This window comes from Nocardia sp. NPDC049149 (assembly GCF_043197455.1).
Taxonomy (GTDB): domain Bacteria; phylum Actinomycetota; class Actinomycetes; order Mycobacteriales; family Mycobacteriaceae; genus Nocardia.
This window is the reverse complement of record NZ_JBICTD010000001.1, coordinates 762,590-783,880: the sequence shown is the minus strand read 5'-3', so window position 1 is coordinate 783,880 and position 21,291 is coordinate 762,590. Positions and strand designations below refer to the sequence as shown.

Below are 21,291 nucleotides of genomic sequence, written 5' to 3'. Positions count from 1 at the left end.
ATCGCTCTCTCAGCCTCGCGCCATGTCCACGAACCGACTCAGGTGCAGCTGGTGCGCCACAGTAATGGTGGCAGTCGGACCATTACGGTGCTTGCCGACAATCAAGTCGGCCTCACCACCACGCGGGTCGTCCCGTTCGAACGCATCCGGACGATGCAACAGGATGACCATGTCGGCATCCTGTTCCAGCGAATTGTGGACTGAAATGCCTTGGGCCACAAAGTTATGCGTGCCGGGAACGGTGCCGTCATAGACATCTTGCGCACCGAGGCTGGTGATTTCGACGACTTTGTCCCAGAAGACATCGTTTGTCGCGAACATCTCGATGTCGGCGTCTTCGAGGACGGCGGCAACCCGCGCCAGGCGGGAACGGCTCGGCGACTTCTTCCACATCGTGGAGCCGCAGAAGCGCGAGCCCATGGCCGCCGAGAAGTCACGGTGGGTCATGTGTTTGGTGGCGAGCAGGCCGCGGACCTTGGTCCAGACTTCCTTGGGAACCGTGTCGACGTTGGTGTTGCGCGCCATCGGGGCCAGTTCGGCCAACGCGAGTTCTGCGGCCTGTCCGCGAGCGCCGTGGACGCCGACGTCCTGCAGGAAGACGGTCTGGTTGTCCGCCCCGTCGATGGTCAGGTGCCAGCAATCTCGATAGCCGGTCTTGGTGACCCGTTTGATGCGTCCGTGGACACCGACTCGAAGCAGTAGCTGCGCAATGTCATCGATGAGGCGGCGGCTGGTCGACGCGTAGTACACCCGCGCCTGTCGACCCTCGGCGTCCCAGCGCACGGAGCCATCCGTTGCCCACAGGTGGCGAAGGAAGAGTGCGACTTGGTCGTTGGGCAGCGCGAAAATCTGTTGCGGGACGAACTTTTCGTAGCTGCGCAGCGTGGTCACGCGGGCGGCCGCGTATTCGTCGCGTGCCGCGGTGACACCGAAGTGGGTGGCGGCTTCGGTGACTGCGCTGAGGTTTTCTTCGTCGACGCTCGCGTAGCGGATCGGCTGCCGTTTGACGCAGGAGCCGTCGCCGATCATGTGCGCAAGCAGGATGATTTCGGCTTCCGGCATCCGAGTGGTCTGCACGGGCTCTGGGACGAGGCGTGGTGTGGCCAGCCGGTCGCCGATCGCCAACTTCTCCAACGCGATCCAGCCGTCGACGGTCAAGAACGGGTGGTTGCCGGTGGCCTCGACTACTCGTCCGGAGGCGAGGCGCAGGCGGAACACTTCCTTGCGTCCGCTGGGGAAAACTTTCACCATCGGACGCGCAACCATGCGCATCCGCTCATCCAGCGACCACACCAGCGGCTGTTCGCCACTGGCCAACAGCTCCCCGAGCGTGGTCTCGCCACCGGTGTCGGCCCGCAGGATTCGTGTCGAGGCAGGCAAGCAACCCGATTCACGAAGGTCGGACACCATTGGTCGCTTGTCGGTTCGTTGTTCCGGACCACGGTTCAGCTGACTGATCGCGATCACTGGAACTTCGAGTTCCTTGGCGAGCAGCTTCAGGTTTCGGGAGAAGTCCGAGACTTCCTGCTGGCGGGATTCGACCTTCTTGCCGGAGGTCATCAGCTGGAGGTAGTCCACCACAACGAGTTTCAGGTCGTGGCGCTGTTTCATCCGCCGCGCCTTCGCCCGAATCTCCATCATCGTCAGGTTGGGCGAATCGTCGACGAACAGCGGCGCTTCACTGATCTCACTCATCCGCCGCGCCAGCTTCGTCCAGTCGTCGTCGCTCATCCGCCCCGAACGCATATCGCCCAGCTTGATCTTCGCCTCCGCCGACAACAGCCGCATCACAATCTCGGTGCGACTCATCTCGAGCGAAAAAATGACACTGGCCAACCCATGCTTGATCGAGCAACTACGCATGAAGTCCATACCGAGCGTCGATTTACCCACTCCGGGTCGGGCGGCGACGATGATCATCTGCCCTGGGTGGAGGCCGTTGGTGAGTTCGTCTAGTTCGGTGAAGCCGGTGGGGACGCCCAGGGAGATGCCGCCGCGGCTGGCGATGGAGTCGATTTCGTCCATCGTCGGCTGGAGGAGTTCCTCGAGCGGCATGAAGTCTTCGGTGGTTCGGCGTTCGGTGACCTCGTAGACCTCGGCCTGGGCGCGGTCGACGACCTCGGCGATGTCTTGGCCGTCGGCGCCCGCATAGCCGTATTGGACGATGCGGGTGCCTGCTTCGACGAGGCGGCGCAGGATCGCCTTCTCGGCGACGATTTCGGCGTAGAAGCCTGCGTTGGCCGCGGTCGGGACGGTCTGGGTGAGGGTGACGAGGTAGGGCGGGCCGCCGATGCGTTTGAGTTCGCCGCGGCGGTCGAGGCCTGCCGAGACGGTGACCGGGTCGGCGGGCTCGCCGCGACCGTACAGATCGAGGATGGTGTCGTAGACGGCTTGATGTGCGGGACGGTAGAAGTCGCCGGGCCGCAGCACTTCGATGACGTCGGCGATGGCGTCCTTGCTGAGCAGCATGCCGCCGAGCACGGACTGTTCGGCCGCCATGTCGTGCGGGGGTTGGCGCCCGAAATCTTCGCCGGGCGGTTCGGGCGGGAAGTTCGCGTGTCCGCGGTCATCGACGACTGCCATGCGACTCGACCGTCCTCTCTCCACCCACCGGGCTCACCCTATTGATGACTGGTTCTACTCTCGGGCTACGACACGTCTGCCGCAGCGGCAGCGACGGCCTGCCGCGCGATGGTTGGTGCCACCTGCGGCTTCCAGCTACCGTTGTGAAATCCACGGATTCCGGACGTTCTCGGCCCCGTGTTCACGTCGTAGCGACGAACCTAGGCGACCTCGCGGGTGGTCGCCAAACCCTACTGTGCACACACCTGTGGATAAGTTGGGGACTGTTCACCTAACCGTGTGCACCCCCTGTGTACTACTTGGGGAAAACCCAGGTCATCCGGCCAGAACCCGCAGATAGATATCGATTTCTCGATCTATCCACGTGTGGATTAATAAAGTCGCGGCGTGTCGGTCAAGTTGAACAGCCGGGCGTGTTGGGTTAACAGCACGGGTGACGGCTATGAACTGAATCACATTGCCACCGGTCGGTTTCTCTACTAATCCACAGGCCGCTCGAATATGACCCCGATGACCAGCGACGATTAACCGAGAATGTTCCGTATGGCAAGGCTGCCCACCGCGCTAACAATCAGTTATCAGAAAAGGTGGGCAGAATCGCACAGCCGAAGACCACTCCCGTGCCGAACACGGGAGTGGCCTCAGCGGTGGGTATTACGTCAGCTGGCAGCGACCTGCAGGTCGAACTTGGCCACCACGTCCGGGTGCAGGTGCACCACGACGCCGTGCTTGCCGACCGACTTGATGTGCGACTTCGGCAGCTCGATGCTGCGCTTGTCGAGCACGGGTCCGCCTGCGGACTTGATGGCCGCGGCGACATCCGCCTGGGTCACCGAGCCGAACAGCTTGCCGGTGCCCGCCGTCTTCACCGACAACGAGACCGCCGTCAGGCCCTCGATGGCCTGCTTCAGCTCGTTGGCGTGGTCCAGGTCGCGCACCTTGCGCGCGTCCTGCGCCCGACGGATGCCAGCGACCTGCTTCTCGGCGCCACGGCTGGCAACGATCGCCAGGCCGCGGGGCAGCAGGTAGTTACGGCCGTAGCCGTCCTTGACCTCGACGGTGTCGCCGGGCGCACCGAGGTTGTCCACGTCAGCAGTCAGAATCAACTTCATTTGCGTGCCTCCCTTACTCAGCGAGCCGTCGACACGTAAGGAAGCAGGGCCACCTCACGCGAGTTCTTGACGGCAACCGCGATATCACGCTGGTGCTGCACGCAGTTGCCGGTGACGCGGCGGGCGCGGATCTTGCCGCGATCGCTGACGTACTTACGCAGCAGTGCCGTGTCCTTGTAGTCGATGTTGACGATTCCGGACTTGGCTTCCTTGCAGAATGCGCAAGCCTTCTTCTTGAGCACCTTTTCGCGCGCGGGCGCTTTAGGCATGGTCTTTTACTCCGTAATCATTGATGGTCCACGCGAAGTGGGCCTATGAGTGCCGTTATCAGAACGGCGGTTCGTCATCCATGCGGCCGCCCCCGAAGGAGCCTGCCGCGGGCGCACTGCCCCAAGGGTCGTCCTCGGCACCGCCGGAACGCCCACCGCCACCACCGGAACCGGAGCCGGCCGGTGCGAAGTTGCCTCCGCCGCCGGAACCACCGCTGCCGCCGGAACCGAAGCCGCCACCGCCGCCACCGCCGCCGCGACTGGTCTTGTTGACCTTCGCGGTGGCGTACTTCAGCGAGGGGCCGACTTCATCGACCTCGAGCTCGACGACGGTGCGCTTCTCACCCTGAGCGGTTTCGTAGGAGCGCTGCTTCAGCCGCCCACTCACGATGACTCGGGAACCCCGGGTCAGGCTTTCGGCGACATTTTCCGCAGCCTCGCGCCAGATATTGCAGCGCAGGAAAAGGGCTTCGCCGTCTTTCCATTCGTTCGAATTACGGTCGAACATCCGGGGAGTCGACGCGACGGTGAAATTGGCCACCGCCGCTCCCGCGGGCGTGAATCGAAGCTCGGGGTCGGCCGTCAAGTTTCCGATGACGGTGATGACCGTGTCGCCTGCCATGTGGTTCCTCCTGCTCGGGGTTGCAGTCCGCGTCTCGCTGTTGCGCTAGAGCCTAGAGACAGACTCCGACGCAATCGAGGTTTGCGGGACTACTTGTCGTGGCGCAGAACCTTGGTGCGCAACACCGACTCGTTCAGGCCGAGCTGGCGGTCGAGTTCGCTCACGGTCGCGGGCTCCGCGGTCAGATCGACCACCGCGTAGATGCCCTCGGCCTGCTTGGCGATCTCGTAGGCAAGCCTGCGGCGGCCCCAGATATCGACCTTGTCGACCTTGCCGCCTTCGGTACGAACCACGTTGAGCATCGTCTCGAGAGACGGACCAACGGTGCGCTCGTCCAGACTGGGATCGAGAATGACCATCACTTCGTAATGACGCACGGACCAATCACCTCCTGTGGACTAGGAAACGGCCACGGACGGTCCGTGGCAGGAGGGTCGTTGCGTCAGCAACCCGAACAGGCTACCTGACCCCCCGATGACCAGCGAAACCAGGTCCGAGCAGAGCGCTGGGTCCGTCGGACGCCGGACGTCGCGCCGATATTCGCACGAGAGTTACCGGCAAGCGATGCCTGCGCCGCTTAGGGTGGTCCCCATGTCGACCGGACTCGCCACTCGCGACTTGCTCGCGCGCCGCGTGACCCGCCGCGTAGCGCTGGCGGCGGCGGTGTTGGTGCTGTGCGGGCTCACGCTCGCGCTCGGGTATGCGAACAAGGCGCGTTGCGCGGGAGCGCCGTTCGACGCGGAGGGGCGAAGCTCGATCTTCGACACCACCAAGGATTCGAACGTCTGCTATTCCGACATCCAGTTCCTCTGGCTCGGCCGCGACATCAACGAGCACGTCTTTCCCTATGTCCATGGCGGCATCACCGACGACGGCACGCTTGTCGGTGGCGCCGTCGAATATCCGGTGCTCAGCGGCACACTGATGTGGCTCGGGGCGCTCGGCGCGGACAACGACGCCGAATTCCTGCAGCACTCAGCGCTATTGCTGGCGCCGTTCGCGTTGCTGACCGCCTGGATGCTGGCCAGGCTCGCCGGTCGAGCGGCGCTGCTGTGGGCGGCGGGACCGCCGCTGGTGCTCTACGCCTTCCACAACTGGGAACTTCCGGTGGTGTGCATGGCGGTCGCCGCGGTGTACGTGGTCGCCACGCTGACCCGATATTCGTTGCGCACCAGAGGAATACTGGCCGCGGTGCTGCTCGGTCTCGGCTTCTGCTTCAAGCTGTATCCCGGCATCTTCGTGCTGCCGCTGCTGGCGTACGTGCTGACCGGTGGTGTCGAGCGTGATCCGGACGAGCGCGGTCTCGATGTGCGCGGCGCGCTGCTGGCCGCGGGTGCGGCGATCGGCACCGTGATCGCGGTGAACCTGCCGTTCGCGCTCGCCGGCTACGAGGGCTGGCGCGCGTCGATCACCTTCCAGCAGTTGCGTCAGGCCGACATCACCACGAATTCCATTTGGTACTGGGGACTTCGGCCGCTGTTCGGCTCGGACACCGAGAGCGAGTCGTCCTTCCAGCAGATCGTGTCGGTCGCGTCGCCGACGCTGGTGCTCGCCGCGTTCGCGCTGGCCATGTGGCTCGGCTGGAAGCGCTACACCGCGACCGGGGTGTTCCCGTGGGTCGGGGTGAGCGCCGCGATGCTGTGCGGATTCCTGTTGTTCCACAAGGTGCATTCGCCGCAGTACACGCTGTGGTTGGTGCCGTTCCTCGTGCTGCTCGAGGTGCCGTGGGCGGTGATCGGCGCCTATCTGGTCGCCGACGCCGCGCTCGGGATCGGGGTGTTCCGGTACTTCTATGCGTTGGGCACCGGTAGACCGTTCGAGTTGACCGAGAAGGTCGTGCAGTTCGGGGTGTGGGGCAGGGCCATCTTGTTGGTCGCCCTGTTCGTGCTGTTCATGCGTGCCGCACCGCGCGGCTTCCGTCCGGTGCTGCCACCCATACCGCGCTTCGCGCCGGGCGAGTTGATCCCGGTCGGGTAGGTCTCGCGCCACCATGCGAGGTGCATCACTGCCCGCACCCTCGTCAGTTGCCCGAGACTTGCCGAACGCCCAGCTCGCGAGCTGACCGAGGTCGTGCCCGCGGCGCGGTGCCGGGCGTCGGTTGCCACCGATCGGCGGAGGGGCGCACTCCGTCTGGTCTTTTGTCCGTTTACGCTGGCCGCACTGGGCGCGTCTTCGCGCCTCTCCAGTGGCCGGGTGGCCGCGGGCATGAGGTGCGGCGCTGTCCCGTGGTATCGATGAGGTGGCTGCCTCGCATTCGCTCGACCCGGCGGGAGTTGGGCACGACTGCGTCTGGCCGCGTCGAGCAGACGGCGATTTCGAGGCGGTGGAGAACAGGATGGACCAAGCGGATGCGCACTCGCCTGCCGCCGTGCGGTTGACGTTGCTCAACGGTGTGGAGGCGCGCCGCGGCGACCAGGTCCTTCCGCTCGGCCCGCCGCAGCGCCGTGCGGTGCTGTGTGTGCTGGCATTTCGGCGGCGGCAGTGGGTCTCGGCGTCGAGTCTGCTTGCCGCGCTGTACGACGATGTGCCGCCGGCCAGCGGCGTCGGCGTGATCCAGACGTACGTGTCGGCGCTGCGCCGGGTGCTCGAGCCTGACCGGAAACCGCGGACACCACCGGTCGTCTTGCTGTCCGGGCACGGCGGATATCAGTTGCGGATCACGGACGAACAGACCGACCTCGGTGTGTTCGACCGGTTGGTCGCTGAGGCGGGCCGGGCGCGCGAAGCCGGTGATCTGGCGCGCGCCGAAGACCGGTACGCGCAGGCGCTTGCCCTCTATTCGGGCGAACCGCTGGCAGGGCTGCCTGGCCCGTTCGCGCAACGCCAGCGCGAGGCACTGGCGGAGCGGCGGCTCGCCGTCGTCGAGGACAGCCTCGATGTCGCTGTCGCACTTGGTCGTTCCGATGAGGTCATCGATCGCCTGCGGGTGCTCACCGCGGAACATCCGTTGCGGGAAGGCCCGAGGGCGGTGTTGATGCGCGCGTTGTACGCGCGAGGTCGCCAGTCCGAGGCGCTGGACGTCTACCGGGAAACCCGGGCCCTGCTGGTGGATCGGCTCGGCGTCGAGCCCGGTGCGAAGCTGCGTGCGCTGCACGAACAGATCCTGTCCGGTGCGGGTATGCCGGATGTCGTGGTCGGTCGCGGCGCCACCGGCAATGGTCTGACCGCTGCCAGGTCGTCGGCCGCTAGCAAAGACAACACCCGGTCAGATGCTCAGGGCAAGGCCGCTGATGCAGCAAATAGTCCTGGTGCACAGAGCATTTCGAATGATCTCGACGAGCAGCCGGTGGCGGATGATCGGCTCGCCATGGTGGCAGCGCCACGGCTGGAGCCGGTCGCGGTGCCCGACCAGGCGGCACCGGTGGTCTTCGAACGTGAGCAGGAGCTGACTCGGATCGCGGCGTGGGTGGAGCAGGCCGGAGCCGGTAGTGGTGGACTGCTGGTGATCTCGGGGCGGCCCGGACTCGGCAAAACGCAACTGCTCGACGAGGTCGGTCGTCGAGTGCCCGGTGCGCGGCGGATCGACCTGTCGACACCGTGGGGTGCCGCACCGACTCTCGGCTTGGTGTCGGAGCTGGCCGGGGAAAGCGACCCGGGACTCGCCGTGGCCTACACCGATGCGCAGGTGGCGGAAGCGTTGTGCGCCACCTTGACTCGCGATTCGGCGGAGCGTCCACTGATCGTGCTCATCGACAACGCGGAGCAGATGGACGAACGGTCGGCGCGGGTACTCGCCACCGCGGCGCCGCGGTTGCGCAGGATGCCGGTGCTGCTGGTGCTGGCGTTGGACGAAAGATCGTGGGAACCAGCGATTCTCGATCTGCATGCCAAGCTGGAGCCGCCCGCCGTCGCGATCGTCCGGTTGAGCGGACTCAGCATCGGCGCGATCGAGCGGCTGTACACACTGCGCACCGGGACCGAGTGCCCGCCCGGCTTGGCCGCCGACATTCAGCAGGCGACGGCGAGCATCCCGCTGCTGGCAGGTGCGCTGATCACGGACCTGGCCACGCTGCGCGACCCAGGGCAGCTCCCGGACTATCTGCCCGACGGGTGCTATTCGCGCTCGATCAGCCGACTACTCGGCAGCTTCTCGCCGCGCGGAGTCGTCATGCTGACGGCGCTCGCCGTACTGCAAGACGTCACACCGACCATCGATGTGCTCGCCGCCGCCTGCACCGAACCGGCGGACGTGGTCCGCGATCGCTGTGAAGTGCTCACCGCCGCAGGAATTTTGGCAACGGCTTCGCCGCCGTCCTTTCCGCATCCGCTGGTCGGCAACACGATTCGCTGGCTCGGTCGCCGCGAAGACGCGGACCGCATCCGCGTCGCCGCGGCCGAACAGGCGCGCATCGCCGGATATTCGGCCAGGCAGGTCGCGACCTACCTGCGTGACTTGACCGGGGTCGCGTACGCCCGTTGGACGGTGGTGCTGCTCGATGCCGCCGAGGAAGGCCTGCGCCACGGCATGATCGCCGACGCGGTGCGCCAGCTGGAGGTGGCGTTGCGGATCGCCGCGCCCGCCGACCGGGACGACATCCTGGTCCGGCTCGGCCAGCTGGAACTGTGGACCAATCCGGCGGCGGCCCGCGCGCACCTGGAGGCGGCACTCGCCAGCGAACGTGACCGCGGCGTCGCGCCCACCGCCCTCATCCCGCTGGCCTGGACCTTGGCGACGCACGGGCAGGCCACGGCGGCGATGGCGCTGATCGACGCGGTGCACGCGGCGACGGCGGCGCGAGATCCGCGGGCGGCCAGGAACATTCGAGCCGCGTCGTGGGCGGTCGCCGCGCTGACGGCGACGACGTGGCAGGAATTCATCGCCACACTGCCCGGCGCCGGGGCTCCCGGATCCGACGGTTCGGCCGAGCACGCCGATCAGATCACCGCCGCGGTGCTCACCTGGGACGACGCCTTCCGCGTTCGGTACACCGCGCGGGCAACGCTGGCGCGGTTCCCGTCCGAACCGGACCCGGCCCGTGGCTGGGATGCGTTGCCGCAGCAACTGGTCGGGATACTCGCCCAATTGTCCATGTGGACCGGCGACCTCGCGCTGGCCAGGCAACTCAGTGCCCAGCGCAAGGATCACTACTTCGGCAGCATCGACGTGTATCGCCTCGTCCTGCACTCGGAAGTGCTGCTGCGCTGTGGCGATTACCGCGAGGCGTTGCGTCAGCTGGCCCCTGGAGTCGGCAGTCTCGGCGACGAATCCATCCGGCCGCCGCTCGCGCTGGTCGCCCAGTATGCGCACGCCCTGCTCGGTCTCGGCCGACTCGTCGAGGCCGAACGGTGGCTCAACAGCGTGACCGCGCACGCCAACCCGGAGACCTGGGAGTGGACGGTGGTCATCCATGTGAAAGGCATGCTTTGCGCGGCGCGCGGTGATTCCCGTGCCGCGGTCGCGCATTTCCTCGACTGCGGCAGGCGCACCGCCGCGGTGGGCATCGCCAACCCGGCGCACATCCCGTGGCGCAGCTCGGCCGCCCTCGAGCTGGTGCGCCTCGGCGAGCACGAACGCGCCCGCGAGCTCGCCACTGCCGAACTCGAGGTGGCACAGCGCTGGGATACCCCAGGCACCGTCGGAAGGGCACTGCGCGCACTGGCCGCCACCGACGCCGACGGGGTGGACGCGGATCTGCTTGCCCGCGCCGTCGCTCTGCTGCGCCGCTACGACTCTCCCGTCGAACTGATCCCTGCCCTCCTGGAGCTCGCGGCCGTACGGCAGGACAACGGCGACGTCGACGGCGCACGTGAGCTGCGCTCGGAGGCTCATGCGCTGGCCGAAACTGTCGGTGCCGCAAGATATCTCGAACTCATCGCCGATCTGCTCGGCACTGCGACGCCGCCGTCACCCGGCGGGGTGCCCGCCGGGTGACGAGTGCGCGGCGCGTTCGGCGACCTGTGTGAGGTCGACGACCGCTTCCGGTCCGTTCCTCGTTCGGCGGGTTGTCCGCCGAACGTCGAAGGCCCGAAGTTCTTGTGCCCGGACGTAACTCGGGAACGATCAGTTCGTCGGCTGCACCCGAGCTGGTGGTGTCCACCGAATGTCGTTGCATCCCGTGGACTCCCGGTCGGCTACTGGTGAGGTCGCCGTACCCGCTGTGATCTCACTTCGTCGGTTTGTCCACCGAAAGACGTTGCGCCCGTGGACTACTGACTGGCGGCGGCCTGGGTGATCAGGTCGGCGATCGCGTCCGGTGCGGTGATCATCGACGCGTGCCCGGTCGCCAGCGACACGATGTGGTCCGTGGCGGTCACCTCGTGTGCCATCCGGGACTGCAGGGCGGGCGGAATCATCGCGTCCAGCGTGGAGATCTGGTACCAGGTGTTGTCCCGCAGCGTTTCCCACGCGGGCGTCGCGGCGCCCGAACCGGCAAGCGACAGCACCGAAGTCGGTTTCTGGGTGGCGGCGAGCAACGCGGCCTCGCGCGGGTCGGCGTCGGCGGCGAAGTCGGCGTGGTAGCGGTCGCGGGCGATGATCAGGTCCGGGGTCTCGGCCGTGCCGATGTTGACCAGGTCGGCGCCGCTCGGCAGCTGCTCACCGAACTCCTGGTTGATCTGGAACGCGGACTGGCCTGCGGTGGGCGCGTAGGCGGCGACGTACACCAGCCCGGTGACGTCGGCGCGGCCGGAGCCGGCCTGGCTGATCACCGCGCCGCCGTAGGAGTGGCCGACCAGGATCGTCGGCCCGGTCAGCGCGTCGAGGTCGCGGACGACGACAGCCACGTCCTCGGCGAACCCGCGCAGCGGGAGCTGGCTGGCCACCACGGTGCCGAAACCCTTGTCGCTCAGCCGCTCGATCACCTTGTTCCAGCTGGACCCGTCGGCCCAGGCGCCGTGTACGAGCAACACATTCGGGGCGGTGGTCATTCAGTTCCTCCAAGTTCGGGTCCGATCGCCTGCGCGGGCGATCGACCACAGCGTCCTCAGCCGACTGAACGTGGTCTGAATGTCCACCGAACGTGCAGCTCAGCGGCCTAGGTATGCCTAGCGCGGAACGTCGCACCTTTGACGCGGTTACCGCAGATGGTCATGTCGCACCAGCGCCTGGTGCCGCCCCGTGACGCGTCGACGTACAGGCGGGTGCATTCTGCACGGCCGCATTCCTTGATCGAGGCGGGGCTGCCGCACAGTTCGATGGCCGAGCGGGCGATCGCGGTGAGTGCGGCGGCGGGCGTGCCCGAGCGGGTGATGGTGCCGTCGGCGCCGAGGGCGATCTGCGGAAGTTCGCCTTTGGCCACGGTGTTCACGAGCTTGCGGTCGGCATCGGCGGGTGCTTCGCCGCGTGACTTGGCGACAGCCATGCGATACGCGGCTTCCCGCAGGCGCACGGCAGCGGCGAGGGCGGCCGCGTCGCAGTCGGGGGCGCGGTCGAGCAGATCGGCGGCGACCAGCCAGTCGGCGAGATCGGCGGGCGCGCCGAGGCCATCGTCGGCTGTCCCGGTGCGGGCCTTGACCGTTCCCGCGAAGTCGAGGGCGAGGTTGCCGCTCACAAAAGTGAACACCTCCACATAATAACCACCTTGACAGGTTAGGTGGAAGCCTGTCACGGTGATAACCACCTAAGGCGGTTATTTCAGGAGGGCCTGTGCAGACTCGATTCATGACGGTGGCCGCGCAGCCGGTGTTCGTCGTCCTGTGGAGCAGCGCGTTCATCGCGGGCATCGTCGGTGTCGGCGCCGCGCCGCCGATGCTTGTCCTGTTCGGGCGCTACGCGATCGCGGGTGTGCTGCTCACCGGGTACGCCGTCATGGTGCGCGTGACCTGGCCACGCGGTCGCAGGCTGCGCCACGTCGCGGTCGCCGGGCTGCTGATGCAGATGGTCCAGTTCGGCGCGTTCTACACGGCGATGGGCAACCATGTGCCCGCCGCGGTGATCGCGCTGGTGCAGGGCCTGAATCCGGTGGTCATCGCGTTGTTTGCCGGAGTGCTCGGCGAAACCGTCACGGCGCGACAGTGGTTCGGCTTCGGTATCGGCGGCGTCGGCGTCGCGCTGGCGGTCTTCGACCAGTCGAATTTCTCGTTGATCGGCTTGGTGCTCTGCCTGATCGGGTTGCTCGGCTTGAGCATCGGCACGGTCTACCAGAAGCACTACGTTCCCGACGTCGATCCACGGGCGTCCACCGCGGTGCACGTGGTGGTGAGTGCACCCATCGCAGGCGCGCTGGCCTTGGCGACCGGTCAGACGCACGTCTCGGACGTGACGCGGTTCGCCGGATCGCTCACCTGGATGGTGCTGGTGAACTCGATCGCCGCGTTCCTGCTGCTGAACATGATGCTGCGCCAGTGGGATGCGACCAGGGTCGGCAAGTTGTTCTTCGCCACTCCCGTGGTCACCGCGATCCTGGCCTGGGTGCTGATCGGTCAGTCGGTGGGCGTCTTGACCGTTGTCGGCCTCGCGATCGGTCTGATCGGTCTGGTGTTCGCCGCACGCAAGCCGTCGAGCCCCGCCGTCACCGCCCCGCAGCCCGCACTGGCAGTGCGCTGAATCCACACCGGCGCGAACACGTTACGCACTGACTCGAGCACAGTGGGAACTGGTGGCGGACGCTACTCGGGCGCGATGCCGCCACCAGTTCCCACTGTCCGGAAATCGGGGAGTAGCTCACTTACGAGCGCTGTGCCAGTTCATGCCCCATCGGTACGCCTCGTCGATCTCGCGCTGCGCACCGTTGATGTAGTGCACTTCCCGGTGCACGGTGATCCCGGAGCCCTGGTTCTGCAGCAGGGCGATGGCACACGAGCGCGCACCGTCCACCGGTGAATCGAGGCGTACCTCGATCTGCGGGCCCGCCGTCGGATACAGCGTGACCACACCATCGGCGGCGGCCCAGTTCGGCACGCCCTCGTAAATGAAGGCGAAGATCAGGATGCGCCGAAACAGCTCGGGCCGAGCGAGATTGATGTGCATGTTCTCGCCGCCGGTCGCGCTGCCGCTGCGATCGTCACCGTCGAGTTGGATATACGGCTCGCCCTCCAGCGACCCGAAATTATTGCCGATCGCCTGCACGACACCCTTGTTGCCGTTGGCGAGCTCGTACAGGCACCCGAGATCGAGGTCGACCGGTTTGGCCTTGCGGAAGAAGCCCTTCGAACCCGAGGACCAATTCAGGTTCACCCGCATGGCCCCTTGCTGCTCACCGGGTTTGGTGAGGTTGATGCTCGGTGTCGCCTTCGACAGGGTCACCTTGGACAGGTTCACCCCACCGGCGTTGTTGTCGATCGCCATCGGCGCGATCCCCCTCCAGAGAAATGAGAGCGGCAGCGGTCCTCCCGCAGGAGTGGCCGCTGCCGCATGGGTCTTCGGCTGAAAATCAGCCTACCGGGGTGGGCTCTCGTTCGCTGTTGACTTCTTCGTCGTCGTTCTCACGGCGGTTGCGGATGATGCTGGAAATGAATGCCGCACCGATGAACCCGACACCGACCAGGCCGGTGATGAGCTCGTTGATGTGCACGCCGATCGAGACGAACAGGATGACCGCCAACGCGCCGATCGCCCAGTGCGCGCCGTGCTCGAGGAACACGTACTCGGACAGCGTGCCCTTGCGGACCAGGTACACGGTGATCGAGCGCACGAACATGGCGCCGATCAGACCGAGGCCGAGCGCGATGATGATGGGGTCGGCGGTGATGGCGAACGCGCCGATCACACCGTCGAAGGAGAACGACGCGTCGAGGACCTCGAGGTAGAGGAAGAGGAAGAAGCCGGCTTTACCGGTGGCCTTGACCAGCTCGGAGGGGCCGCTCTTCGACTCACCCGATTCGGCCATCTCCTCGGTGTGGAACAGCGAGCCGAGCCCGTCGACCACGATGTAGACGACCATGCCGAGCAGGCCGGCGAGCAGCACGGTGGCACGCTCGTCGTCCGGCGTGATCAGTTCCGCGGTCAGTACCAGGCCGATGGACGCGACGACCACCGAGAGCATGTCGAGCTTGCCGAGCTGCGCGAGCGGGCGCTCCAGCCAGGACAACCAGGTGATGTCGCGCTCTTCGAAGATGAAGTTGAGGAACAGCAGGAGCAGGAACATGCCACCGAACGCGGCGATCTGCGGATGCGCGTCGGTGAGCAGGGTCTCGTAGCTCGGGTCGCCGTTCGGGAAGTAGGCCGCATCGTCTGCCGGCGGGTTGAGCGCCAGATCGAAGGCCTTCACCGGGTTCAGCCCCGCGGTGATCCACACGATCGCCAGCGGGAAGACCAGGCGCATGCCGAACACGGCGATGAGCACACCGATGGTGAGGAAGATCTTCTGCCAGAACTCGCTCATCCGTTGCAGCACCGTCGCGTTGATGACGGCGTTGTCGAAGGACAACGAGACTTCCAGGATGCCGAGGATCGCGGCCAGTGCCAGGGCGGTCGGTCCGCCGTACAGCAGCGCAACCACGAGCGACAGCACCGTCACGATGATGGACATGCCGAATATGCGCAGGACCACGCGGGGACCTTTCGTTTGCGTCGGAAGGACTTCCGTCCACCCGAGCGCCTGTTGATATATCCGAGTTGGCGCCGCTGTTTCCAGCGTGGCCGCAGATCCGCCGGATGTCCAACGGAGCTGTGATCGTCTGCAGACTGTACTGCCGGTCGTCGCTATGACAGCACGTCAACCATCTAACGACACAGCGACCGTCGGCGTTAACCGTCTAACGGCCCAGTCGCCGTTGGCGTTCCCGGCGTACCGGTCGCACAACGAGGGGGCCCGTTGCCGAGCCCCCTCGAACCACGAAGCGTTCCTTAGACGTTCACGCCGTAGTCGCGGGCGATCCCGGCGAGACCGGAGGCGTAGCCCTGGCCGATGGCGCGGAACTTCCACTCCGCACCGTTGCGGTACAGCTCGCCGAAGACCATGGCCGTCTCGGTGGAGGCGTCCTCGGTCAGGTCGTAGCGGGCGAGTTCGTTGTTGTTGCTGCGGTCGACAACGCGGATGTAGGCGTTGCGGACCTGACCGAACGACTGCTGCCTGGTCTCGGCGTCGTAGATCGAGACGGGGAAGAAGATGCTCTCGATGGTCGGCGGGGTGTTGGCCAGGTCGACGTTGATGACCTCGTCATCGCCCTCGCCCTCGCCGGTGGTGTTGTCACCCGCGTGCTCGATGGCGCCCTCCGGCGACTTCAGGTTGTTGAAGAACACGAAGTGCTGGTCCGACAGCACCTTCTTGTCCGCGCCGGTCGCGATGGCGCTGGCGTCGAGGTCGAAGTCGGTACCGGTGGTGGTCCGCACATCCCACCCTAGGCCGACCGCAACGGCGGTCAGGTTAGGCGCCGCCTTGGTCAGCGAGACATTGCCGCCCTTGGACAAACTGACACCCATGCGGGATTCCCTTTCAATAGTCCGTCATTGGTTCCCAGCATGTCCGAATCGCCGGGTACGCCTTACGACAGTAGTAGGTTTCCGCGAACTTGCGTAGGAACCCGCAGAACGCTGGGTGAACACGGCAGACCTACTACCGGGTACACGCAAATGGTGGGTTGTCTGCCGATAAATCGCGCTAGCCGGAGGATCCGCAGAACGGGCGTTGCCGGACGGAGTCCGCCCATAATCGCGCTAGCCGCAGCGAAGGCGCAGGATCCGCAGAACGGGCGCTGCCGGGCGGAGTCCGTCGATAATCGCGCTAGCCGCAGCGAAGGCGCAGGATCCGCATACGATCGGAGCGTGGTAGGCCGAAGGCGCGGATGGTTCCGGTCATCTGGGAACAGCGAATGGATCGAGCAGGCGCGAGGGTCGCTGGCCTCGGCGTTCCTCGACATGGACAAGCGCCAGAGCGCGGCGGAGGCGGCGGTGCACGCGTCCGAGCAGGTGTTCCCCGACCGCAGACTGGCCGTGCGCTGGGAGCCGGTGCGCAGCCGCTGCTATGACGCGGCCGGCGCCTACGTGACGTTGACCGAGCTGCTCGAGCAGGCCGAACGCGACGACACCCCGATCGTCGACGGCCCGGCCCGCGCGGAGGCCGTGACCAGGCAGCTGACCGACGCGGCGCGCGCCGTCGACGAGTTCTACCGCGGCAACCAGACACAGCTCGAGCACGCGGTGTCCGTCCTCGGCACTGTCCCGCAGTTTGCCAGGCAGGTGAAGATCACCGCGGCAGGCGTGCGCCGCCAGGCCGCCGAGTCGGCGTTCGCGAGCTTCCCATCGGTGCGCGAACACGCCGGAACCGTGGATGAGGCTCTGGTCACATTGGAGGCCGCGGAACGAGACGCCCCCGTAGCGACCGTCCGGGAGGCGGCGAACCGCCTGGAAGCGGCCACAAAGGTATTGGCAGATGCGTTGGCGCAGGCCCCATCTCGGGCGGGCGCGGCGAAGACCGCGATCGCCTCGGTGACCACCCGGCTGGCCGCGGCGCATACCAAGGCGGAGGGACTCGCGCCTGCCTACTCGGCGTTGCTGCGAGAATTCAATGCTGCGAGTTCGGCCGATCTAGCTGACAATGGTCGCGAAAGCCAGCGAGCCATCGAGGCCGCGGACGCTGCCCTGGCGCGGGCGCGTGCGGCAGCGGCGGAGAACAACCCGGAGATTGCACTTGATCTGACCACATCCGCCCGCGGGTACCTCACCGAGGCCGAACGCCTGGTCGACGCCGTAACGAAGCGGTTGTCCCTGTTGCGAGAGGTCAGGTCCGACCCGCAAGACAAGGCCAAGGCCGTACGATTTCGGCTGCGGGACGCACAGATGCTCGCTGTTAGCCGCGGGCTCGTCACCGAATGGGGCTCTGTGCTCGACGCACAGGCCGCCCGGATCGATCGAATCAGCGAAACACTCACGGGGCGCCACCCCGACTACTGGGCCTACGTGGCCGAACTGGATACCGTCACCGACTTCATCGCCGGAGTGGTGGATCGAATGAGAAAACAAGCAGGACCACGACGAGAATGAGGGTGGGATAACGATGACCGCAGGCATCGCCGTCCAGCAGGAGGTTTCCCTGCGGAAGCGAATGCCGCTGCGCCACTTCCGGCAGCTGCACGGCCCGGAGGCCCGGAATCTTTTCCACCGGGAACCCGAACCGTTCGGCGACGACCATACGGATCGCGAATTGCTCGCGGTCGGGCTCGGTGCGACGTTGTACGCACCGGCGACCCGACCGGATCTCGCACACACCATCAGCAGGCGGGCCGAGCGTGGCGTGTGCTCGATGGTGATCGACCTCGAGGACGCGGTCGCCGATCACGAGGTGGAATTGGCCAAGCGGCAGACGGTCGCGGCACTGGATCTGTTGGCGGCCAACGGGGATGCGAATCCGCTGCTGTTCGTCCGGGTGCGGGACGCGGACACGATCAGCGAGCTCGTCGAGCAATTGGGTGCGGGCGCCGGGGTGCTTACCGGGTTCGTTTTTCCGAAGTTCGACAGCAACACGGGCCCGGCGTATCTGGACACGTTGAGCGCCGCGGTGCAGCGGCTCGACCGGCCGATCTACGGGATGCCGGTGCTCGAGTCGCCAGGCCTGGTGCACCGGCAGACGCGGGATCAGGAGCTGACGCAGATCGCGGAGTTGCTTGCCGCGCACCGGGAACGGGTGCTTGCCGTTCGGGTCGGGGCGACCGACATGTGCTCCACGTTCGGCATTCGCCGGGACCGGGATCTGACGATCTACGACGTGCGGGTGGTCGCCGATGTCATTGCCGACATCGTGAACTACCTCGGGCGGGCGGACGGGACGGGGTATGTGATCACCGGACCGGTCTGGGAGTATTTCGCCGATCACGAGCGGATGTTCCGGCCGTTGCTGCGCACCGCGCCGTTCGAGGAATCCGACGCGGTGCCGTTCCGCCAGTACCTGGTCAGCCGGGACCTGGACGGGCTGCTGCGCGAGATAACCCTGGACCGCGCCAACGGGATTCAGGGCAAGACGGTGATTCATCCGTCGCATGTGGCGGCGGTGCACGCACTGTCGGTGGTGACGCACGAGGAGTACTCGGACGCGTTGGACATTCTGCAGGTCGATGTCGGCGGAGTGGCGGCGTCGGGGTATCGGAACAAGATGAACGAGATGCGGCCGCACCGGAGTTGGGCGCGGCAGACGCTGTTGCGGGCGCGGGTTTTCGGTGTGGCGAATAAGGGAGTTTCGTTCGTGGATTTGTTGACGGCGTTGGTGACCGTATGAGCGGCGCGACGCTCGATTTTGTGGGAATTCCTTGGGTAACAAAAACTCTCGGCTTGCGACTGGATCATGAAGAGTCCTTCGGCGCGGCCGCGCCGGATAGCGCCTTGCCTGCCGATCTGGCGATTGCCTCGCTGATTCAGCCTGGCCTGCGGCGCAATCCGCGTAGGGCGCATTTGCTGGTGTCGACCGTGTTGGGCAAGCATCTGCCGACCGATCCGCGGGTGGTGCTCGACAGCGGCAACCGGCTCGGTGACCTGGTGCGCGAGGTGCTCGGCGCGCGTGCGGCTTTGGTGCTCGGCTTCGCGGAAACCGCAACCGGGCTCGGGCATTGCGTCGCGGCACGGATCGAGGCGGTGGGGTATCTGCATTCGACGCGACGTGATGTCGACGCGGCGCAGACCCTCACCGGATTCGAGGAGGGGCATTCGCATGCCACCTCCCATCAGCTGCAACCGGTGCCCGCCGACATCTTCGTGAACGACCTGCCGCTGGTCCTGGTCGATGACGAAATCTCCACCGGCGCAACCGCACTCGATGCGATTCGTGCGCTACATGCGTTCGCGCCGCGCGCGCACTACGTACTGGCGTCGCTGGTCGATATGCGGCCTGCGGCCGATCGCGCCGTGTTCGACGAGGCGGCCGCGGAGCTCGGGGTGCGGATCGACACGGTCTGTCTGGCTTCGGGTCGCACGGTGCTGCCGAACGGTTTGGTGGACGCGGTGGCCGAGCTTCCGGAACCCGCCTTGAATCCGGTGGCCGAGCAGCGTGGCTCGTCGGTGCGGATCGAGGTGCCGTGGCCTGCTTCGGTGCCGGAGGGCGGCAGGCACGGGATGCTGCGCTCGGATGTCGCGGCCTTCGACGCCGCCGTCGCCGCGGCGACCGACGTGGTGCGGGCTCGGCTCGCGGCGGACTTCCCGGATCGGCCCGTGATCGTGCTCGGGCACGAGGAATTGATGTATCTGCCGTTGCGGTTGGCCGCGGCGCTCGCTGAGTCGGGGACGCCGACGCGGTACCAGACGACTACGCGTTCGCCCGCGTATGTGCTGGATGAGCCCGGGTATCCGCTGCGTCGTGGATTCCGGTTCACCGCACCGGAATCCGGGCAGGAACAGCCGCGCTATCTGTACAACGCGCAGTGGACCGAGGAGTTCTCCGGCGCGTTCGGGGTGTCGAGCATCGAGACCGTCGCGGCCGCGCCAGTCTTGCTCGTGGTTGTCGACGCGCCCGCCGACACGGCCGAACTCGTCGCCGACGGTGGGCTGGTCGACGTGCTCACCGCGTCCGGATCCGATGTTGTTGTCGCGGTGCTGCCCGGCGCTGATCCGCGTGAATTGGGTGCGGCACGGGCGGAATTGGCGGTATCCGCCGTTCCGGTGTCGGATTCGGCTGCGGAATCCGCGTTCGCAGGTTCGAGCACCGAGTCCGCGCGGCAGGCCGGGGATCCCGCGACGGCATCGCGATCCGCTGCCGACACGGCAGCGCCGAATCTGCCTGCGCCGCTGCATGGTCCTGACTTCGGCTCGTATGCGGCCGACGAGGTTTCCTGGCTGCTGACGGACCTGTCGGACGCGGACCTCGAGGCCGGCGTCCTCGAGCGGGAACGCCGGATCCAGGCGGGCGTCGCGCACTACGCGGAGTCCTTGCCGATCGAATACCAGCCCGACGCCGCCTATCGTGCGCTGTTCGACGAGGTGCTCGCGGACAGCGCCGAGCGGCTCGCGCTCGCCGTGGCGACCGTTGCCGAACTCGTGGTCGCCGAACGCGGCGACGACATCGTGCTGGTGTCGCTGGCTCGGGCAGGCACGCCGATCGGGATCCTGATGCGGCGCTGGTTGCGCTCCGGGCGCGGCGCCGGACTGCCGAGCCTCGACGTGCCGCATTACGCGGTGTCGATCGTGCGCGATCGCGGCATCGATGCGGTCGCGCTGGATTATCTTGCGCGCCACCATGATCCGTCCACGATCGTGTTCGTGGACGGCTGGACCGGCAAGGGCGCCATCACCAGGGAACTCACCGAAGCCCTCGACGCGTACCACGCGGCAGGTGGCGCGCGGTTCAACGACGAGCTGGCCGTGCTTGCCGATCCGGGCCATTGCGTGCGCACCTACGGCACCCGCGACGACTTCCTGATCGCCTCGGCCTGCCTGAATTCGACGGTGTCCGGCCTGGTTTCGCGCACCGTGCTCAACGACACCCTGATCGGACCCGGTCAATTCCACGGCGCCAAGTACTACCGCGAGCTGGCCGAGGACGACGTCTCGTTGCGCTTGCTCGACACCGTGGCTGCCGCGTTCAACGCGATCCGCGATCGGGTGCCCGCGCACGTGGCCGCCGTGCTGGCCAGTGATCGCAGCCCCACCTGGACCGGCTGGGCCTCGGTCGAGCAGGTCCGTGCCGAATACGGCATCGCCAGTGTGAATTTCGTGAAACCCGGCGTCGGCGAGACCACCCGGGTGCTGCTGCGGCGACTGCCGTGGCTGGTGCTGGTTCGGGACGCGCACGCGCCCGAGCACGCGCATATTCGCCTGCTCGCCGCGGCCCGCGGCGTGCCGGTCGAGGTCGTCCCCGACCTGGCCTATTCATGCATGGGACTGATCAAGGACGTGCAGACATGA

At 66.5% G+C, this 21,291-nt stretch carries 16 protein-coding genes; 6 read left to right on the top strand and 10 right to left on the bottom strand.

The window, feature by feature from the left end:
- Positions 1 to 9 precede the first annotated feature (9 nt).
- The 5 genes from ACGFNJ_RS03750 to rpsF form a co-directional block, all read right to left on the bottom strand.
- Entirely contained in the window at positions 10 to 2,583 is a 2,574-nt protein-coding gene (locus ACGFNJ_RS03750) for a replicative DNA helicase (RefSeq protein WP_393442993.1), read from the bottom strand.
- Positions 2,584 to 3,242: 659 nt separating this feature from the next.
- On the bottom strand, positions 3,243 to 3,695 hold the full coding sequence (rplI, locus tag ACGFNJ_RS03745) for a 50S ribosomal protein L9 (protein WP_393442991.1): 453 nt from the start codon (positions 3,693 to 3,695) through the stop codon (positions 3,243 to 3,245).
- Positions 3,696 to 3,712: 17 nt separating this feature from the next.
- Complete coding sequence (gene rpsR / locus ACGFNJ_RS03740) at positions 3,713 to 3,964, bottom strand: 30S ribosomal protein S18 (protein WP_014989074.1); 252 nt, start codon at positions 3,962 to 3,964, stop codon at positions 3,713 to 3,715.
- A 58-nt stretch (positions 3,965 to 4,022) separates the two neighbouring features.
- Positions 4,023 to 4,586, bottom strand: a complete 564-nt coding sequence (locus ACGFNJ_RS03735) for a single-stranded DNA-binding protein (protein ID WP_393442989.1) — start codon at positions 4,584 to 4,586, stop codon at positions 4,023 to 4,025.
- Positions 4,587 to 4,675: 89 nt separating this feature from the next.
- The gene (gene rpsF, locus ACGFNJ_RS03730; protein ID WP_014989072.1) at positions 4,676 to 4,963 is read right to left on the bottom strand and encodes a 30S ribosomal protein S6; all 288 of its coding nucleotides are present in this window, start codon (positions 4,961 to 4,963) and stop codon (positions 4,676 to 4,678) included.
- Positions 4,964 to 5,177: 214 nt separating this feature from the next.
- On the opposite strand from rpsF, the gene ACGFNJ_RS03725 reads away from it, so the two are divergent.
- Together ACGFNJ_RS03725 and ACGFNJ_RS03720 are read left to right on the top strand one after the other, a co-directional pair.
- A complete protein-coding gene (locus ACGFNJ_RS03725; RefSeq protein ID WP_393442987.1) occupies positions 5,178 to 6,563 on the top strand; it encodes a glycosyltransferase family 87 protein in 1,386 nt (461 codons plus the stop codon).
- 358 nt (positions 6,564 to 6,921) lie between these two features.
- Positions 6,922 to 10,458 (top strand): BTAD domain-containing putative transcriptional regulator, encoded by a 3,537-nt coding sequence (locus tag ACGFNJ_RS03720; protein WP_393442985.1) that lies wholly within the window; start codon positions 6,922 to 6,924, stop codon positions 10,456 to 10,458.
- Positions 10,459 to 10,733: 275 nt separating this feature from the next.
- On the opposite strand, the gene ACGFNJ_RS03715 is transcribed toward ACGFNJ_RS03720, so the two are convergent.
- Together ACGFNJ_RS03715 and ACGFNJ_RS03710 are read right to left on the bottom strand one after the other, a co-directional pair.
- Complete coding sequence (locus ACGFNJ_RS03715; RefSeq protein WP_393442983.1) at positions 10,734 to 11,453, bottom strand: alpha/beta fold hydrolase; 720 nt, start codon at positions 11,451 to 11,453, stop codon at positions 10,734 to 10,736.
- A gap of 107 nt (positions 11,454 to 11,560) precedes the next feature.
- Positions 11,561 to 12,088 (bottom strand): CGNR zinc finger domain-containing protein, encoded by a 528-nt coding sequence (locus ACGFNJ_RS03710; protein WP_393442981.1) that lies wholly within the window; start codon positions 12,086 to 12,088, stop codon positions 11,561 to 11,563.
- A gap of 83 nt (positions 12,089 to 12,171) precedes the next feature.
- Here ACGFNJ_RS03710 and ACGFNJ_RS03705 point away from each other — a divergent pair, with 83 nt between their 5' ends.
- Positions 12,172 to 13,071: a DMT family transporter gene (locus tag ACGFNJ_RS03705; protein ID WP_393442979.1), complete on the top strand. Its 900-nt coding sequence runs from the start codon at positions 12,172 to 12,174 to the stop codon at positions 13,069 to 13,071.
- A gap of 117 nt (positions 13,072 to 13,188) precedes the next feature.
- Here the strand turns inward: ACGFNJ_RS03705 and ACGFNJ_RS03700 are convergent, their stop codons facing one another.
- The 3 genes from ACGFNJ_RS03700 to ACGFNJ_RS03690 all read right to left on the bottom strand — a co-directional run bounded on the left by ACGFNJ_RS03700 (position 13,189) and on the right by ACGFNJ_RS03690 (position 15,888).
- On the bottom strand, positions 13,189 to 13,812 hold the full coding sequence (locus tag ACGFNJ_RS03700; RefSeq protein ID WP_393442977.1) for a Tellurium resistance: 624 nt from the start codon (positions 13,810 to 13,812) through the stop codon (positions 13,189 to 13,191).
- An 85-nt stretch (positions 13,813 to 13,897) separates the two neighbouring features.
- A complete protein-coding gene (locus tag ACGFNJ_RS03695; protein ID WP_393442975.1) occupies positions 13,898 to 15,016 on the bottom strand; it encodes a DUF475 domain-containing protein in 1,119 nt (372 codons plus the stop codon).
- A gap of 296 nt (positions 15,017 to 15,312) precedes the next feature.
- Positions 15,313 to 15,888, bottom strand: a complete 576-nt coding sequence (locus ACGFNJ_RS03690; protein ID WP_014989064.1) for a TerD family protein — start codon at positions 15,886 to 15,888, stop codon at positions 15,313 to 15,315.
- A 342-nt stretch (positions 15,889 to 16,230) separates the two neighbouring features.
- Here ACGFNJ_RS03690 and ACGFNJ_RS03685 point away from each other — a divergent pair, with 342 nt between their 5' ends.
- Genes ACGFNJ_RS03685 through ACGFNJ_RS03675 form a run of 3 tightly spaced genes read left to right on the top strand, consistent with a single transcriptional unit; the run spans position 16,231 to position 21,291 of the window.
- Positions 16,231 to 17,448: a hypothetical protein gene (locus ACGFNJ_RS03685; RefSeq protein ID WP_393442972.1), complete on the top strand. Its 1,218-nt coding sequence runs from the start codon at positions 16,231 to 16,233 to the stop codon at positions 17,446 to 17,448.
- A gap of 13 nt (positions 17,449 to 17,461) precedes the next feature.
- On the top strand, positions 17,462 to 18,676 hold the full coding sequence (locus ACGFNJ_RS03680; RefSeq protein WP_393442970.1) for an HpcH/HpaI aldolase/citrate lyase family protein: 1,215 nt from the start codon (positions 17,462 to 17,464) through the stop codon (positions 18,674 to 18,676).
- Positions 18,673 to 21,291: a phosphoribosyltransferase domain-containing protein gene (locus ACGFNJ_RS03675; RefSeq protein ID WP_393442968.1), complete on the top strand. Its 2,619-nt coding sequence runs from the start codon at positions 18,673 to 18,675 to the stop codon at positions 21,289 to 21,291. Before ACGFNJ_RS03680 ends, ACGFNJ_RS03675 begins: the two co-directional genes overlap by 4 nt.